The following is a 15,547-nucleotide window of genomic DNA, read 5'->3' as shown; positions in this document are numbered from 1 at the left end:
CTGGTCAAACAATGCGATTGCGGGGCACCGAGCCAAAGGAACAAGCTTAAAAAAGCGGGTTGGTGCGATGATTATCGGGCAAGAGTTTTCTTTGGATGAATAGCAGTCAAAGTATGCTCGTGCCCTGGTTTCATGCAAGGATTGCTACAGACGCTCAATTTTATTCAGCCGGGGAGAATAAACAGGTAAAAACAATAGGTTAAAGATACCCATTTATGTCAGTAATAATAGAAGGTGCTGATGGATAATTTTATGTTTAATAAGGTGTCATTTCGCTCCCTATAAATAAGAACAAAAATGCCGATCTTGAATATCGGCATTTTACTGTGAAAGAGAAGATGAATTTAATGCTTTAACGCTTCAATTTTATCCCGGCTCAGTCCAGTACTGGTGACAATAATGTCCAAACTCACGCCATGCCGTAATAAGGCACGAGCCGTTTCCAGTTTACCTTCTTCTCGGCCTTCTTCTCGGCCTTCTTCTCGACCTTCTTCTCGACCTTCTTCTCGGCCTTGCTCAATGCCTTGCTTGATACCTTGCTTGATACCTTGCTCGCGCCCTTTTTGTTCAAGCTGTTCTGCAATAGTCATCAACATCGTTTCATGCTCCGGAGATTGTTACTTCAGTCTGACCGGTTTCAGCTTCGCCGGGAAAACGTAAAAGTCCCTTGTATAGCCATCATCCTGAATAAGAACAAAAATGCCGATCTTGAATATCGGCATTTTACTGTGAAAGAGAAGATTAATTTAATGCTTTAACATTTCAATTTTATCCCGGCTCAGTCCGGTACTGGTGACAATAATGTCCAAACTCACGCCATGCCGTAATAAGGCACGAGCCGTTTCCAGTTTACCTTCTTCTCGGCCTTCTTCTCGACCTTCTTCTCGACCTTCTTCTCGACCTTCTTCTCGACCTTCTTCTCGACCTTCTTCTCGACCTTGCTCAATGCCTTGCTTGATACCTTGCTTGATACCTTGCTCGCGCCCTTTTTGTTCAAGCTGTTCTGCAATAGTCATCAACATCGTTTCATGCTCCGGAGATTGTTCAATCAGTTGATGGACAAATTGTGAGAGATCCAGCGTATGTCCATTCAGTAAAATATAGCGTAACACCACATTGCGCTGCTCAGTTGTATTATACCCTGCATTCAAGAGCTCCACCAATTGGAGGAGCCATTCCTGCATATCCCGGCAGCGGATGTGTTTTTGCACCAGTTCCATCAGGGCAACCCCTTTATGCGTCAGGATCTCTTCATCGCTGAGCACGCTGACGTCCACCAACGGAAACGCCTGACGGTATAAGCGAGCAGCCTGTTCGGGGAGCGTAAAACAATCCAGCCACCGGTTTGAGTAAGGATACGGCCGAACCTCACCATGATAAAACAGCAGAGGCGCCACCAAAGGGAGTTCAGTATGGCCTCTTTTCAGGTGAGCCGCCATGGCTAACATGGCATAATACATCAACCGCCAGGCCATTAACGGGTCAGGGGTGGATTGATGTTCAATCAGACAATAAATATAGCCCTGTCCCCGGGCAGTTTCAACCGAGTACAGCACATCACTGTGCAGTTGACGTAAATGCTCATCCACAAAACTGCCGGGCTCCAGTTTCAATGTGGCTAAATCACACAACAACTGGATTTCTTCGGGCAGATAAAGGGATAAAAACTCCCTGGCCGTTTCGGGCTGCGTTAAAAAATGCTTAAATAACGCGTCATGGTGAGGCCGTTTTTCTTTCTTTGCCACAATCTGTTTCTCTGTCTTATCAGTTAGTCATTACCACTCATTGTCAAGGTATATACCCGTCATCTTTCAAGCTGCCTCTTTGTTGGCTGCACTCACTCACCCCGGTCACATAGTTATCTATATTCCCGGGGATTCGCTCCCTTGCCGCCGCGATGTATCTTGAAATCCATAAGGTATAGTATTTCTACCAAGTCACAAAAAACATTGTCTCAGATTTCCTCAGGCAAATCTTTACCGAATGCATTAATAGAAGAACCTAAAGAATCAAATATCAGAAAAGTAAAAATGAGAAAACATTATATTTACAACAACTACTTTATGAAAGCCATTCATTTCAATGAGTTTTTAACTTGCATTCGCACAATAATAATCCCTTTATCAAAATATCGATTATTTATATTTTCGTTAATCTTTTATATTCAGATCGAAAAAATTGGACTGAGTTCCATCCAGATGATCTATTAGGTATAAATGTTATTTATATCAAAGTATCAATTTATTAGAATTGTATCCTTCGTGTCAATAAAAATTAAGTTTTTATTTTTCTATCGTTATTAAATCAAGCGGTATAATGAGATTTCCCCACAGTTCAAGATAGAAATATAGTAAATTAAATGAAAGTAATTTTAGTGATATATTCATTGTCAGAAGCAAGAAACAAATCCTCTGCCTTTCTTCAACAACCATTAATATTCATAATTAATCCAAATCAAGCGTTAATCATTTTTTTAGGATTACAAAAAAGTTGAGCATTTCGCTGATTTTAATAACCTATTCTGAAATAACCCATAAAATTATGAAACAGAATAATTAAGCCAGGGTAATTTCAGTGTCATACTCATTGTTAAAAATAAACCACAAACATTAAGGATAAATTATGGCGGATATACTTAAATATGGCGATACAGTAAGAATATTAAATGGTTACAATAACTGGCAAGGAGGATATCTCAGTACACATGGAAGTAATGACATCCCGGGCGCAAAACATAACGTATTAACTGTAGCGCCCTCCTTTTCTGATCTAGGGGTAATATGGCGAATACAATCAGGAACAGGAAAAGCTATCGGCAGTGAAATAATTAATGATGATATTATTTTGCTTCATAATCTGGCTTTCTGCGATGGTGGTTATTTGGGATATTATGATGGCCCAAATCAACCGGTACCAAGTGGAGAAATACACCCGATAGTCACATCTGATATAAATACATATTCTCCAAAAACATTAGAGTGGATTATTTATTGCGAGACACCTTATTCTATAAAGGGAAATATCATAGAAGGAGCAATTATCAGCCTACATAATCGATGGGGAAATAAAGGTTTCCTTAATAGTTATGGTAATGCCAACAAACCAAACACGTTATATGGTGTATCTCTTTCTGGTAATAGCGCTCGTAAAGTACATAAGGTAGACCAGTGGAAAATGGAAAAAATCAATGACCCTTGTCCGCCTACCAAACCCTCAAATTGTGGTGGAGAATGTGGTACTAGCGACACCGGTAAACACTGTTTCCAATTACCTCAAAGTATTCGATTTGGCCTGACAGCTTACAATAATACGAACATTCAGCAAACGGTAAAAGTCTATATTGACGACCTTCTGGTAGACACATTAACCGGCAAAGGAACAAATAATCCGATGGCGACCAAAACCTATACATCAGGTACAGGAAAAGTTTGTATTGAAATTGAAGGAGATGGCAAACCTAGCAAACTGCGTTATTTTGATAATACCCTTGATGGGAAACCGGGAACAGTAATTATCGGTGCCGAAAATGCCACCAATAATAATTACAATGATTGCGTAATAATGTTAAATTGGCCTCTGGTGTAAGTTAAAAATATTTTGGTAAATTTCACCATAAGCTAAAATAATATTTAGCAATCAATTAAAGCGGTATTATGCCGCTTTTTTATTATAACTGGAATAAAGATGGAGAATTACCGAGGAATACGCGAAATTTAGTGCAAATTTAGATGCAGCTATTTTATGGCGGAACATGTAGGATTAATAACACCGGTAAACACTGCTTTCAACTACCTCAAAGTATTCGATTTGGCCTGACTGCCTACGTAAATAGTGATGCTCATCAACAAACAATCAATGTCTATATCGACGACCGATTAGTCGATACCTTAACCGATAAGGGAATAAGTCACATAACGGATGTTAGGACCTACACATCAGGTACAGGCAAAGTCTGCATCGAGATGATAGGAGAGGGTAAACTCAGCAAACTCCGTTATTCCTATAATACACTCGAAGCAAAACCGGGAACAGCCATTCTCGGCGCTAACAATGGTTCCAATGACAATTATGATGATAGTGTGGTAGTGTTGAATTGGCCATTATCATGAGACAAAAATATATCACTGTGATATCTGAAAATAGAAAATCGAGTAAACACATCAGAATGACATTCAGATTAACCATTTATTAAGGATATAAAAAATGAATTCAAAGACCTATTTCTTTCTTAACTCAGAAAACATTGGATATAACGACTCAGAAGATAAAGCAGACACGGGTTATCCCCAAACTATCAGCAACGATTGGCCTGCTCTCCCTATCGAGTTTCAAAAAGATATTGATGATGTGATTAACTTAAACGGCTCATTATATTTTTTTAAAGGCTCGCAATACCTTAAATTCGATATAGCCAAAGCCCTGGTGATTGATGGGCCAAAACCCATTATTGAGGGATGGCCGGGATTGAAAGGTACCGGATTTGAAAATGGTATCGACGCAGCCACAGAATGGGTGGATACAAAACAAGATGTTGTCTGTTTCTTCAAAGGCAGAAATTGCATCGATTACACCGTCAGTTCACACATGATTAATAAGAAAACCATTTCAGACCAGTGGGGCACTATCGGGAAATATGCAGGATTTAGTGAAGATCTCGATGCTGTTATTTTATGGAAGAATACCGCCGGCTCTACTATTTACTTTTTCAAAGATAGTTATTACATCCAATACAATACAAAATCTCATGTTATCGATGGTGAACCCTCCTTTATTCAAGCTTACTGGAACGGAGTCACTTTCAAAAAAGTTCAAGCCGCCGTATCGGTTGATATCGATTCGTTAGGTAGCGAGTATAGAAACTGTGGTGGAGTATGTGGCAGCACTAACACCGGTAAACACTGTTTCCAGTTACCTCATAATATAAAGCTTAGCCTATCAGCCTATGGCAATACTACCCATCAGCAAACGATAAAAGTGTATATTGACGATCAGTTAGTCGATACATTAATCAGCCAAGGCGCCAATAGTGTGTTGGGCTTTAAAAATTACTCATCAAGCACCGGCAAAGTCTGCATTGAAATGATAGGCGACGGTAAACCCTGCAAACTCCGTTACGCCTATAACACCCTTGACGAAAAACCGGGAACAGCCATTATCGGTGCCAGCAATGGAGGCAATAATAATTACGATGACAGCATAGTCGTGTTAATTTGGTCACAGTCCTGAATCAAAAAGCAAAAATACAATACGCTGGCAACATCAGTAGAGATGACATTTATCAATAAATTAAAGCGGTATTATGCCGCTTTTTTCTGTATACCACGCAAATATATCCGTAAAATGATACCGTTTTTGCTGATATGAATATGGTTAAAAACAGAAAAAACATGGTTTACCTCTTCAAGTAACATGATAACAGGCCAAAGTCGGCTATCCGCCAAATAGTCCCCTATCCGATAAAAATTAATTTTTTGATCTTTTCTTTTCCTATCTCCCATTGCTATGAATATTCAGCAGTGCAGGAATTCGACCCTATTTTAGGTCCACAAGGGATCAGATAAAAAGCGAGATAACCTGTTCATGACAATAACTTAACCCTGAAATAACGCCAGAAGTTATGCACTAATAGCATAATCGGAGGGAAAGTCATTTCAGGGTAAGCATCAGTTGTTTGAAAGGCATATACCCTATGGATTTCAAGATGCATCGCGACGGCAAGGGAGTGAATCCCCGGGAGCATAGATAACTATGTGACCGGGGTGAGCGAGTGCAGCCAACAAAGAGGCAACTTGAAAGATGACGGGTATAACATATTTTCCGAGGAAATGATGGATAATGTACTTAAATATGGCGATACCGTGACAATATTAAACAGCTACAAGAACTGGAGCGGTGGGTATCTCAGTGTATTTGGCAACGGTAATAAACCCGGAACAAAATATGGCGTGGTAACGGTAGATGCTTCTTTAGCTATTTATGGCGGCGCCTGGAGAATTGAATCAGCAACAGGAAAATCTGTCGGCAGTGAAATAATCAATAATGATATTATTTTACTTCACAACCTGTATTACTGTGATGGCGGTTATTTACGATATTATGATGTGGTGGATCAAAATGAACAATTAACCGAAATACATCAAGTCTATACCTCAGATATCCGCAAAAGAGCGACATTAGAATGGGCTATTTATTGTGAAACCACACCACCAAATGAAAATATTAGAGAAGGAGATAGTATCTCCCTCTATAATCGATGGGGAAATAAAGGTTTTCTTGATACCCATAATCATGCCGGCGATACAGGCTCGTTATATCAAGTCTTCATGTCCAATAATGCTGCCCGTAAAAGCCATACCGGTTTGTGGAAAATGGCAAAGGTGAATGATCCTTGCCCTCCCCCTGATGTGTTGACCAATATCATGCCATTGTGGCGTAAGATGCGGTAATAACAACTCACGTTATCGCTCAAGACAGTTGCTCGCCCAGTACGGCATAAGTATCTATATAATTTTCGTCAAAAATGGTATCGATATTCAGTAATTCAGTAATGCCTTCAACTTTTCTATCGCCGGGCTTAATGCCCGGCTGAGGGATGAAAAATACGATTCTATCGCGCTGCAACAGGCGATTATTAATCTGAATACCGCGTTCGATAACTTCTTTAATCCGAAGCTACGGGCGAAGTGTCCAACGTTGTTACCCCATCGAGGCCAGCGTAAGACTTGTCATGCACGAGCTGCTGCCTTTGAAGTGGGAAGCCTCTCCCGATAGGATGAGGAGCAGTCACCAAGATTAAACTTATTACCAACAAATAAGTGACCCACTGTCGCCAAGAAATAGCGACCACAACGACGCCCAAGGTGATAATCCCGACTAAGTGCTGGCAAACGGCTGCCTAATGCACTGGCAGTTAATGGTGCAGGCGGATAAATTTCAAAAATCTGCACATCATTAGGCGGATTTTCAATAAATTTCTGAGTGCGGTGGTAGCTTTTCGCATGTTGTTGTAGCATCCGTACCATCTTTTGCAGACCGCTATCTCCCAACCAACGTTCCATTCGTTGCATCCAATCAGGCGTGTAATAGAGCTGTGAAGGGACCGTCCGGATCACCACGATGGTATCTGCACCACGCCGATACGCCTCTTCTACTGGAATAGCATCACTGATACCACCATCATAATAAACAACATCATTGATAGTCACACCATTGCGATAAAACCCAGGAATGGCGCTTGATGCCTTAATCACTTCCAGCCAGTTATTCTCATCCGGCTGGAAATAGGTAGGTTCAAAATTATCTGAACGACATGCGCACATATAAAACTCACATCCAGCCTCAAATTTGCGTAAAGCTGTCGGGATATCCAATGGCAATTCCTGCGAAGCGGTCTGCACAAACCAATCTAAATCAACTAAATGACCACCACGTACAAAACGCAAAGGGTTAAAGAAGGCAGGATTAGTTGTATAGCGACTGATAGCTCGCCGGGCATATCCACGCTGTCCACAAATATAAGCTGAAAGGTTCTGAGCACCTGCCGAAGTGCCAAGCAGTAGATCAAATGGGTTGAATTCAACACGCATAAATTCATCCAGCACACCCGCAGTAAAAATGCCGCGTTGCCCTCCACCTTCACAAACAAGTGCCACCTTTCCAGATTTAATAGACGACTTATATTTATAGGATAATAGATCAATATTTCCCAACGTTATCGGTATACGTGTCCCCACACAGCCCCCAAGAAAATAAATGACGGATAGAGAGCATAACTTGGAAAGTTATTATCCGTCATTATATTATGGTGCTACGTAGTCAATATTTTGATAAAAGTACCCCTGGTGAGGGCGCATATCCGGTTAGTACAACGTAAAATTATCTGAATGGAAAAAAACCATTCATAACAAAATATATTATTTTTTTATGGTCAGACCGTTTTGAATCGACTTGACCCCTTTCACTTTAGAGATAATCTCTATAATTTCTCTGGATTGTTTCTCGCTTTTCACAAAACCAGAAATATAAACGACTCTCCTCTCTGTTTTTACCGAGATATCACTACTGTTGATCCCTTTTGCTGCCAACAACTCACTTTTAATCTTCGCTGTGGTAGCACTATCACCCATATAACCATCGATGTTTTTCATTGAATCATCGATTTTCTGACCAGCACTGTCGAGTGCTTGTGTCGCTTTATTTTTAAAAGACTCCTCCGCCAGTACACTATTGCTAACTACAGCGGTACCCAAGGCAACAGCCACCAACAAGTGAGCCAATTTAACATTCTTCATCCTATACCTTCCTTAATTACCGGCTAGATTTCTGAATCTATAAAGCCATTCAAACCGTTTTTACACAAGGTGCTTTTACACAAGGTGTTTTTACGCAATGTGTTTTTACACCATGTACTGCACCTAAGTAGAATCGTAATCTAAGCAGAATCACAATCTACATTAGAATTAAAAACAGGTTATCACTCCCAATAGCTGAGAGGCTAAATCGGGAAATAAGCACATCAATACAGCAAAGACCGAGGAAATAGTAACAGGAAAATAAAGCAAAGTGCTATAAAATAAGACGGATCTTACCCGACTAAATTATAAATTATTCTTGTGTTACATATATTTTTGTAAAGAAAAAGGCTAACTTGTTGTTAGCCTTAAAAATATTAATGTTCCCGTGTTTTACGGAATTTGATGTCAGGATAACGTTCACTGGTCAAATTTAGGTTAACCATCGTTGGGGCAATATAGGTCAGATTATCACCACCATCGAGCGCCAGATTTTGCTCACTCTTACGCTTAAACTCTTCCAGCTTCTTAGCATCATGACACTCAACCCAACGCGCTGTTGAGACGTTTACTGGTTCATATAAAGCTTCAACGTTGTATTCACTTTTTAAACGGGCAACAACCACATCAAACTGGAGAATACCAACGGCCCCCACAATCAAATCGTTATTTGCCAGTGGACGAAATACCTGTACAGCACCTTCCTCAGATAATTGAACCAATCCTTTCAGGAGCTGTTTCTGTTTCAGAGGATCACGCAAGCGAATACGACGGAATAATTCCGGAGCAAAGTTAGGAATACCGGTAAATTTCAGATCTTCCCCCTGAGTAAAGGTATCACCAATCTGAATTGTCCCGTGGTTATGCAAGCCGATAATATCTCCCGGATAGGCATGATCCACATGAGAGCGATCACCCGCCATAAATGTCAGCGCATCAGCAATCACCACATCTTTCTTAATTCTTACCTGATGCAGCTTCATGCCTTTTTCATATTGACCTGACACAACACGCAAGAAAGCCACACGGTCACGGTGTTTAGGGTCCATATTGGCCTGAATCTTAAAGATAAACCCGGTAAATTTATCTTCCTGAGCAGAGACTTCGCGAACATCTGTCTGACGCGGCATCGGCGCAGGCGCCCATTTAACCAAACCATCCAACATGTGATTAACGCCGAAGTTACCCAGTGCAGTACCGAAAAATACCGGTGTTAGTTCACCTTGCAAAAATGCCTGATGATCAAACTCATGAGAAGCCCCCTGCACCAATTCCAGCTCCTGACGCAATTGTTCAACCAGATCTTCACCAATCGCGGCATCCAATTCAGGATTATTCAGCCCCTTAATTGCGCGGACTTCCTGAATAGTGTGCCCCTTTCCGGTCTGATACAGGTAAGTTTCATCAAGATAGAGGTGATAAACCCCTTTAAAAGACTTACCGCATCCAATCGGCCAGGTGATCGGGCAACAAGCGATATTTAACTCATTTTCCACTTCATCCATCAGTTCCATCGGATCACGGATATCGCGGTCAAGCTTGTTCATGAACGTTAGAATCGGGGTATCGCGCAGACGGGTCACTTCCATCAATTTACGTGTCCGCTCCTCAACCCCTTTAGCGGCATCAATGACCATCAAGCAACAGTCAACCGCCGTCAATGTACGATAAGTATCTTCGGAGAAATCTTCATGCCCTGGCGTATCCAACAGGTTAACCAGGCAATCTTGATAAGGAAACTGCATCACAGAAGTGGTAATGGAAATACCACGCTGTTTCTCCATTTCCATCCAGTCAGATTTCGCGTGCTGGTTTGAACCACGACCTTTCACCGTACCGGCTTTCTGAATCGCCTGCCCAAACAGCAATACTTTTTCAGTAATCGTCGTTTTCCCTGCATCAGGGTGAGAAATGATAGCAAAAGTTCGCCGTTTAGCGACTTCCTGCTGAAAAGGGGAATTTGACATCAATAACCATCTTCTGCTTTATATACGGGCTTGTATTCAACATCAGACGCGTCCCCGCAAAGGGAACCGTTGCCAAACCCGTAGGTGAATGAAAAATTGGCGCTCATTTTCGCTGAAATTGGTGTTATAAACAATCAATCAATTTTATAGCACTTTTAGCAAAACAACGGCAACGCCATGATGATGGCATCTTCTTTACCTGTCGCAGTAGGATAGTAATGCCGACGAACAGAGACTTGGTTAAACCCTGATTGTTCATACAACCTAATAGCAGAATGATTCGATTGTCTGACTTCAAGCCATAAGGTATGCACGCCTTTACCCGGCAAAATTGATATTAAATACGCTAATAATGCCTTACCATAACCTTTACCTTGGTAGTCAGGATGAATAGCAATATTAAATAGGGTTGCTTCATCTAATATCAATTGGGTTATTGCAAAGCCAATAAATTGTTCATTAATCGCTATCTTATAATTCAAATACCGCTCCCCCTGATTACCGAAAAATGTTTTTTCACTCCACGGGAACGCGTGACTGGCTTTCTCAACCAGAAAAGCGGACGGGAGATCAGCGGGAGTTAATAGAGAAATGTTGTTCATGTTGAAAAATCTGTTGCCAGAGAGCACGTTTTGCCTGTCCATCACAATATAAATCATTTAATGCCGGGCTTCTCAAAGAAATTCCCGGCCATGATAGTGTAATATCCACACCTAACAACCAATATGGGCACTTAACCTGTTCCGGTAACATCGCAACATTATTTGTTGTAATGCAGTAAACAGAGGATTTATCCAACCCCATAGCGGTGAAAATATCCATTAATAATGAATTAGTTAAATTAATGTGGTCATTGGTAATAATCAGCAGACGGGTGGTATCAGGTAAGTGAACAGCTAATTCACCTTGCAAAACCGCTGGGTTACGTAAGGTCCATTGGGTAATCCCCAATTGAGCTAATAACCTGTCGCGCCGGGTTACCATAATCTATTTACCTGCTGTAAAAAATAATCGGTAACATGTTATCAGAGGCCACGATCTGCGCCAATATTGGGTTGAGATTTATCACTATCTGATACTTGAGCACAGAACCATTGAAGGAGCTTATAGACAAATGTCTGCGTTAACCCCCGCCAGTGAAGTTATTTTACGTCACCGTGAGCAATTTAGCTCTCATCATCTGCTCTTCGCCGGTGATATTCAGGATACACTGGCAACCCAAATTGATGCGGCCAGTGTGCGAGTGCACACTAATCAATATCATCACTGGCAATCACTGATCCGCACTCTAGGTGATCATGCTTGGTTTAGCCTGGTAGCCGAAAAAGCATTTACTCAGGGCTGTGACACCCTGATCTACTACTGGCCTAAAAGTAAGCAGGAAGCTCGCTTTCAATTACGTAGCCTGTTCTCTGTTTTGCCAAAAGGCATCAACATTTTCATTGTCGGTGAAAACCGTAGCGGAGTACGTAGTGTAGACAAACTGATGGACGGCATGGCAACGTTTCGAAAAATCGATAGCGCCCGTCGTTGCAGCCTGTTCTACGGCCAGTTAGAACATGAAGTGCAGTTCGAACAAGATAACTGGTGGAACAGTTATCAGGTGGAAAACGTCATAGTGAATACGTTACCGGGTGTATTTAGCCAGGATGAACTGGATGTGGGTAGCCGTTTATTGCTCTCTACCTTTGACAAACCTCTCTCCGGCAATTTACTGGACATCGCATGCGGTGCGGGTGTTCTGGCAGCGGTATTGGGTAAGAAAAACCCTGAGTTAGCACTGACTCTTAGTGATGTTAATGCCGCAGCGATTGCCTCCAGTAAAGCAACCTTAAAAGCCAATAAACTGGAAGGTCATGTTGTTGTCAGTAATGTTTATTCCAATCTTGAAGATAAATTTGATTGGATTATCTCTAATCCTCCTTTCCATGAAGGATTAAAAACCAGTTTACTAGCAACCGATGATCTGATCCGCCAAGCTCCCAAGTACCTCAAACCTGGCGGAAAATTGCGAATTGTTGCCAATGCCTTCCTGCCTTATCCTGATTTACTGGATAAAACTTTTGGCACTCATGAAGTCATTGCTCAAACAGGGAAATTCAAGGTTTATCAGGCAACAAAAAAATTCTAATTGACTCAGCCTGTCCTGGATTCAAGGGCAGGCTATTTTTGATAACAAAATAATAGGATAACAAAATAATAGCATCGCGACGGCAAGGGAGTGAATCCCCGGAAGCATAGGTAACTATGTGACCGGGGTGAGCGAGTGCAGCCAACAAAGAAGCAACTTGAAAAATAACGGGTATATAATAAATAATGATTGACGTCTGCTACAAAACCTCTAGAATTCGCCTCCGTGCTATCAATCAACAGCTTGATAGTGTCTGAATTTGCGAGGGTGGCGGAATTGGTAGACGCGCTAGCTTCAGGTGTTAGTGTTCTTACGGACGTGGGGGTTCAAGTCCCCCCCTTCGCACCAAATCAGACAGCCGCTGATTGAATTCGGCCAATATTAAATTAGGTAATAAAAAGTAAAATGACAGTACCTGCGAGGGTGGCGGAATTGGTAGACGCGCTAGCTTCAGGTGTTAGTGTCCTTACGGACGTGAGGGTTCAAGTCCCTCCTTTCGCACCAATCTGTCTATTTTCCTTATCGAACTTCTCTCCATTTATTCTGCTATAAAACGTCAAAAACAGCCAAACCGATGTAGCCCGGCCAATAAAGCACATAACACAGCAAACCCTGATGGTATTAATAGAAAATGGCGTGATTTTTGGTTTAGCAGCATAAATAGCGTCAACAACATCGCGAATACTACCCCAATTCTGAACTGCTCAATTCCAGGATTGACGAGGACGAATAGCATGCCTGCTAAGCTAGATAAACCTATTCCCCACAAACTGGTGATACCCTGCCAGAAAAGCGATCTCTCTCTGTCTTTAATCCTGATCATAACCTGCACCCAGTCAAATGATAATGATTACCAATATCATATACAAAAAAGCGTGAAGTACAAGTCAGTTGAAATAGCTAATCTGGCAGATCAAATCAATATCTTGTGACACCCGTTCAAACTATTACGATTCAACATACTACAGAGTTGAAAAACCGTGGTTCGAAAATATCACAAAGCACTAACTCAAGCACTCAATATTGGGATGACAATTACACAGAATTAAGAAGAAGGCCGCTTAATGCAACTAATCTCCCTTTCTCTTAAATCCAACTTTGGATATTCCAAACGACTGTGGGTAAGACCAGCTCTTATCATCATCTGTAAATAACCCAATGCAACTGCTGTAGGATCAATTATTTGAATCGGCATTCCTACAGCCTTCATCTCTTTGGATAAGTACTTTGCCATCCCCATCATGCCGGTACAACCTAATACTATGGCTGTTACCTGCTCTTCTTTAATCATCTTTTTAACTTGAGTAAGGAGAACATCTTCTAGCTGTCCCGGTGTTTTATGCAATTCATTAATGGGTTGATCAATGCTGCGAATACAAGCCAATTGCTGATGAATACCCGCTAATGTCGCAAGATCTCTAACCAAACGTGCGCAAGATTGGGAAATTGTAATTATTCCCCAATGCTTCGAGATCATTCCAGCACTGAGAGCGGCAGGCTCAACCCCCCCAACGATAGGAATATCAACCATCTCTCTCGCAACCGAAATAGCGGGATCACTGACACAGCTCACGAAAACCCCATCATATCCTTCCTCTTCGGATTCAACAATCTTGCTAACAATCTCAGGAGTTGAATACATTTCGTCATAACGGGACTCAATCGAAGGCGAGCCAGATTCTAAATTAATAATAGTGATTGATACGTCTGGTGCAATATAGGGATACAGCTCTTCTTGTACCGCAGAATTATATTTTGACGTCAACAGTGGAATGATAACTTTAATTCTCATAAATGACCTCAACAAAATAGATATCAATAAATGGTCAATGTTATTAGTAAGATAATTTCACCACTCAGAATAAGTGCTCATTTAATCAACTAATATGTGATTCATTGTTAATTTTCCTATTAACTACATTATTTCGCAAATCAATTAAGACAAAAAATGAAAATAACAACCCCATAGCAATTATTAATGACACTATAATTGCTGAATTAAATAGTTTTCCAGTAAATGCCCATCCTGAAATAAGGACACTGAAACTGAAGAAAATAAGTCGAAAAAAAGTTAATAAGGATGATGCTGAACCAACTAACTCAGGATACAACGCCAAAGAACGAGAAAATACCATACTATATTGGAAAGCAGAACCTATACAGATAACGGCCATCGACAGTGTAAAAAGTATTGCAGATTCGGGATAAATATGACTAAATATCATTAATGAACCACAACCTATCAAACAAATTATAATACTCAAATAGATACAATTAGCTGATCCAATCTTTCTATTCAAAGCACCTGAATAAAATCCAGCCACCGACAAACATATTCCTAATATCGCTTGATGCACTGCAAATATGTAGTAACTCATTCCCATTTTATCTATATATAAAAAGGGCACAACAGATACATATGCAATACATGCAGATACTAATAGCCCAGGTGTAAAAGCATATATTAAGAAACGCGTATTGAATATAAGTTGACAATAACTTTTGGTGACCATCTTTACACTCAACTTTATCGTATTACGATTTGTTTCAGGAATGATAAGCACAGCTATAAAGGAAAGAAAGATCAGTAAAGCCACTAAGTGGTAGGTAAATCTCCAATTATAATGTGCAACAATAAGAGAACCCGCAATAGGAGCTATAATGAGGGCCATTGATATTGCCGCGTTGAGAATGCCAAAAACCTGTACTGACTCCTCATCTTTATAAGTATCCGAACAAATTATAAACCCGACAATCCAAATAGCACTGCATCCTACCCCTTGGATAAATCTAAATAAATACAATTGATTAAGATCAACCACGGTTGAACAACCTATGCTACCAATAAAGAACAGAGTAGCGCCGATTAAAATGATTTTTCTTCGCCCATATGATTCTGAAAGTGGACCGAAAATAGGCGTGAATATACATAACCCTAAGAAATTTACTATTAGAGTAAATTGCACTGCCGATTCAGTTGCAGAAAAAAATTTTAGCATTTGGGGAAATGCTGGCAATGTGATGTCAACTTCTATAAATGATGGAACCATTCCAATGATAAGTATTATCGGTAATAGCTTTAACATTAACGGTGGCATAAATCAATTCACCTCTGAACATTATGAATCCTATCTAATATAAACACAAAAAGCTGCCAC

Annotated in this window: 12 protein-coding genes, 2 tRNA genes and 3 pseudogenes; 7 read left to right on the top strand and 10 right to left on the bottom strand. The window is 40.7% G+C overall.

The annotated features are described in order from the left end of the window. Positions 1-344 precede the first annotated feature (344 nt). Positions 345-617, bottom strand: a pseudogene (locus AAC155_RS21870) (ISNCY family transposase); the annotation flags it as partial. Positions 618-746: 129 nt separating this feature from the next. Continuing rightward, positions 747-1,745, bottom strand: coding sequence for an Rpn family recombination-promoting nuclease/putative transposase (locus tag AAC155_RS21865; RefSeq protein ID WP_113044129.1), 999 nt, complete (start codon positions 1,743-1,745; stop codon positions 747-749). Between the two features lie 877 nt (positions 1,746-2,622). Between AAC155_RS21865 and AAC155_RS21860 the strand changes: the two genes are divergently transcribed. From AAC155_RS21860 to AAC155_RS21845, 4 genes and pseudogenes are all read left to right on the top strand, one after another. After that, positions 2,623-3,585, top strand: a complete 963-nt coding sequence (locus tag AAC155_RS21860) for a fucose-binding lectin II (protein WP_113044128.1) — start codon at positions 2,623-2,625, stop codon at positions 3,583-3,585. Positions 3,586-3,682: 97 nt separating this feature from the next. Next, positions 3,683-4,109: pseudogene (locus tag AAC155_RS21855) on the top strand (fucose-binding lectin II); the annotation flags it as partial. A 94-nt stretch (positions 4,110-4,203) separates the two neighbouring features. Beyond that, a complete protein-coding gene (gene ppxB, locus AAC155_RS21850) occupies positions 4,204-5,226 on the top strand; it encodes a photopexin PpxB (protein WP_113044126.1) in 1,023 nt (340 codons plus the stop codon). Between the two features lie 524 nt (positions 5,227-5,750). Next, positions 5,751-6,446, top strand: coding sequence for a hypothetical protein (locus AAC155_RS21845; protein WP_228902026.1), 696 nt, complete (start codon positions 5,751-5,753; stop codon positions 6,444-6,446). Between the two features lie 369 nt (positions 6,447-6,815). On the opposite strand, the pseudogene AAC155_RS21835 reads toward AAC155_RS21845, so the two are convergent. From AAC155_RS21835 to AAC155_RS21815, 5 genes and pseudogenes are all read right to left on the bottom strand, one after another. Further along, positions 6,816-7,733: pseudogene (locus AAC155_RS21835) on the bottom strand (patatin-like phospholipase family protein); the annotation flags it as partial. Positions 7,734-7,913: 180 nt separating this feature from the next. After that, positions 7,914-8,291, bottom strand: coding sequence for a BON domain-containing protein (locus tag AAC155_RS21830; RefSeq protein WP_112896688.1), 378 nt, complete (start codon positions 8,289-8,291; stop codon positions 7,914-7,916). A 377-nt stretch (positions 8,292-8,668) separates the two neighbouring features. Continuing rightward, positions 8,669-10,258, bottom strand: a complete 1,590-nt coding sequence (prfC, locus tag AAC155_RS21825) for a peptide chain release factor 3 (protein WP_113044123.1) — start codon at positions 10,256-10,258, stop codon at positions 8,669-8,671. Positions 10,259-10,413: 155 nt separating this feature from the next. After that, complete coding sequence (rimI, locus tag AAC155_RS21820) at positions 10,414-10,860, bottom strand: ribosomal protein S18-alanine N-acetyltransferase (RefSeq protein ID WP_112896687.1); 447 nt, start codon at positions 10,858-10,860, stop codon at positions 10,414-10,416. Beyond that, positions 10,829-11,242 carry a DNA polymerase III subunit psi gene (locus AAC155_RS21815; protein WP_113044122.1) on the bottom strand — a complete coding sequence of 138 codons (414 nt, stop codon included), beginning with the start codon at positions 11,240-11,242 and terminating at the stop codon, positions 10,829-10,831. Before AAC155_RS21815 ends, rimI begins: the two co-directional genes overlap by 32 nt. A gap of 130 nt (positions 11,243-11,372) precedes the next feature. Here AAC155_RS21815 and rsmC point away from each other — a divergent pair, with 130 nt between their 5' ends. From rsmC to AAC155_RS21800, 3 genes are all read left to right on the top strand, one after another. Beyond that, the gene (gene rsmC / locus AAC155_RS21810; RefSeq protein WP_113044121.1) at positions 11,373-12,389 is read left to right on the top strand and encodes a 16S rRNA (guanine(1207)-N(2))-methyltransferase RsmC; all 1,017 of its coding nucleotides are present in this window, start codon (positions 11,373-11,375) and stop codon (positions 12,387-12,389) included. A 261-nt stretch (positions 12,390-12,650) separates the two neighbouring features. Further along, positions 12,651-12,737 (top strand) — tRNA-Leu (locus tag AAC155_RS21805). Between the two features lie 69 nt (positions 12,738-12,806). After that, positions 12,807-12,893 (top strand) — tRNA-Leu (locus AAC155_RS21800). 52 nt (positions 12,894-12,945) lie between these two features. On the opposite strand, the gene AAC155_RS21795 is transcribed toward AAC155_RS21800, so the two are convergent. The 3 genes from AAC155_RS21795 to AAC155_RS21785 form a co-directional block, all read right to left on the bottom strand. Continuing rightward, complete coding sequence (locus tag AAC155_RS21795) at positions 12,946-13,212, bottom strand: DUF1435 family protein (RefSeq protein WP_112878839.1); 267 nt, start codon at positions 13,210-13,212, stop codon at positions 12,946-12,948. A 222-nt stretch (positions 13,213-13,434) separates the two neighbouring features. Then, positions 13,435-14,181: an aspartate/glutamate racemase family protein gene (locus AAC155_RS21790; protein ID WP_113044119.1), complete on the bottom strand. Its 747-nt coding sequence runs from the start codon at positions 14,179-14,181 to the stop codon at positions 13,435-13,437. 85 nt (positions 14,182-14,266) lie between these two features. Continuing rightward, positions 14,267-15,487 (bottom strand): MFS transporter, encoded by a 1,221-nt coding sequence (locus AAC155_RS21785; protein WP_113044118.1) that lies wholly within the window; start codon positions 15,485-15,487, stop codon positions 14,267-14,269. Between the last annotated feature and the right edge of the window lie 60 nt (positions 15,488-15,547).

The organism is Photorhabdus sp. HUG-39 (assembly GCF_963878365.1).
Classification (GTDB): domain Bacteria; phylum Pseudomonadota; class Gammaproteobacteria; order Enterobacterales; family Enterobacteriaceae; genus Photorhabdus; species Photorhabdus kayaii.
Note: the sequence above shows the minus strand (reverse complement) of the source record. Positions and strands in the feature narration are given on the sequence as shown.